This is a genomic window from Salinibacterium sp., from assembly GCF_031364185.1.
Taxonomy (GTDB): domain Bacteria; phylum Actinomycetota; class Actinomycetes; order Actinomycetales; family Microbacteriaceae; genus Rhodoglobus.
Window position 1 is genome coordinate 1 of record NZ_JANLVV010000266.1, and the last position, 2,184, is coordinate 2,184.

The following is a 2,184-nucleotide window of genomic DNA, read 5'->3' on the forward strand; positions in this document are numbered from 1 at the left end:
GGAGATCCCGGCGATCTGTCGTCATCCACGCCTGAGTAGCGGCGTGGCGGCGGATATCTCCTTCATTTGGCAACGGACGCGAAACCGCCGCCGCCCGCCGGTTAGGCTTGAGGCATGCACGGTGAGTTCAAGGTTCCCGGGGGCAAGCTGGTCGTGGTTGACCTTGAGGTCGAGAACGGTCTGATCGCGGCATTCCGGCTGGCAGGCGACTTCTTCCTCGAGCCCGATGGCGCACTCGACAGTATCAACGAAGCCATCAACGGCATGCCCGCCAGCTCTGAGGCCGCCGCCTTCGCGAAGGCCATCACCACCGCCCTGCCCGCAGGTGCGCTGCTGCTGGGGTTCTCGCCCGAGGCGGTCGCGACCACGATCCGCCGGGCGCTGCAGAAGGCGACCGGATGGCGGGATTACGAGTGGCAGGTCATCCGGGGCCCGGCGCTCGACCCCGTGCTGCAGATGGCGCTCGACCAGGTGCTCTCGGAGGAGGTCGGTGCCGGCATCCGGAAACCGACCATGCGCATCTGGGAGTGGGAGAAGCCCGCGGTGGTGCTTGGCAGCTTCCAGTCGGTGAAGAACGAGGTCGATGAGGCCAACGCGGCGAAGTACGGTTTTGACATCGTGCGCCGCATCTCGGGCGGCGGTGCGATGTTCATGGAGGCGGGGTCGGTGATCACCTACTCGATTTACGCCCCGGCCGAACTGGTGCAGGGGATGAGTTTCGCCGACTCGTACGCCTTCCTCGACGAGTGGGTCATCGTCGCGCTTAAGTCCCTCGGGATCGACGCATCGTATGTGCCGCTCAACGACATCACGAGCCCGACCGGCAAGATCGGTGGTGCCGCCCAGAAGCGACTGGGCAGTGGTGCGGTGCTGCACCACGTGACCATGAGTTACGACATGGATGGCGACAAAATGGTCGAAGTGTTGCGCATCGGCCGCGAGAAGATGAGCGATAAGGGCACCAAGAGCGCCAATAAGCGGGTCGACCCGCTGCGAAGCCAGACCGGTCTGAGCCGCGCCGAGATCATCGACAAGATGGTGGCGACCTTCACTGGACTGTACGGTGCTGCCGCTGGCAACATCACTCCGGATGAGTTAGCGAGCGCCCAGAAGCTCGTCGACGAGAAGTTCGGCACCCGGGAGTGGCTGTACCGCGTCCCGTGAGTCGGGCGAGCGAACGCCGGGCTACAGGCGAACCAGCCGATGAACCACGCGGTGAAGGCTCGTCCTCTACGCATTCCCCGTGTCCTTCGCCGATCGCTATTCGGCCTCGGAGACCCCCTAATGAATACCACCGGAGAAACCGATATCGCGTTAACTCCCCTTGAGAGATCGCGCCAATAGGTGCGGTCTTTTCCGACCAAATGAAGGACAACCCCGCTCCGGATCCCTGGTTTCCGGGGCCCACCACACGCTCGAGCGAAATTCTCCTTCATTTGGCTGCTGCCTATTGGCGCGATCTCTTAGTCGACGAGATGCGTACGACTGATCGAGCATCGGTAGATCGCCTTGTGCTGAGAGTGAACGAGGGGCGCGCTCTGGTGTGAATGCGCCGCCGCGGTCGACTATCAACTATGGAAAAATCTGCGTTCGTGCTGGGTGCAAGTGGCCAAGTGGATAGGGCTGTCATGAGTGCTCTCGTAAGAGATGGTTGGCAGGTTCGGGCCGGTTCGCGCAGTGTGCACGAGTGGCCAGAGGGGGTCGAGGGAGTCCTAGTTGATCGCGAAATCGATGCGAGCCTGGTTACTGCTCTCGCGCGCGGCGCGGATGTTCTGGTCGATTGTGTTGCGTACACCGACACGCACGCTCGCCAGGTGCTCGCCTGCGAGGGGCTGACTGGGTCGGCGATAGTGCTCTCTAGTGTGTCTGTCTATGCCGATAGCAGCGGCAGAACTCTCGACGAGGCGCAAGGGTGTGACGACTTTCCAGAATTTCCCCCTGCAGTGCCTGAAAGTCACACACGAGTGCGGCCAAGTGGTCGAACATATTCGACTCGGAAGGTTGCGATGGAGGACGTTCTTCTCAGCGCCGGAGCCGCGGTGCCAGTAACGGTCCTGAGGCCCAGAGCGGGTTCTAGGTCTCGTTGCAACACTCCATCAGAATTCGGAGTGTGGACATCATGGGACGACGTGGACGTAAGAGATGGCTCAGCGTTGAGGACGCGTATTGGAAGCTGATCCTCGC

The 2,184-nt window shown here is 62.0% G+C and carries 1 protein-coding gene; it reads left to right on the forward strand.

The window, feature by feature from the left end; all coding sequences use genetic code 11:
• Positions 1-114: 114 nt before the first annotated feature.
• The gene (locus tag RMN95_RS11755; protein WP_309617098.1) at positions 115-1,164 is read left to right on the forward strand and encodes a biotin/lipoate A/B protein ligase family protein; all 1,050 of its coding nucleotides are present in this window, start codon (positions 115-117) and stop codon (positions 1,162-1,164) included.
• The last annotated feature ends 1,020 nt before the right edge of the window (positions 1,165-2,184 follow it).

Bases quoted from the DNA above. Each gene is read 5' to 3' on its own strand.
- RMN95_RS11755 (WP_309617098.1), top strand. From the start codon at position 115: ATGCACGGTGAGTTCAAGGTTCCCGGGGGCAAGCTGGTCGTGGTTGAC.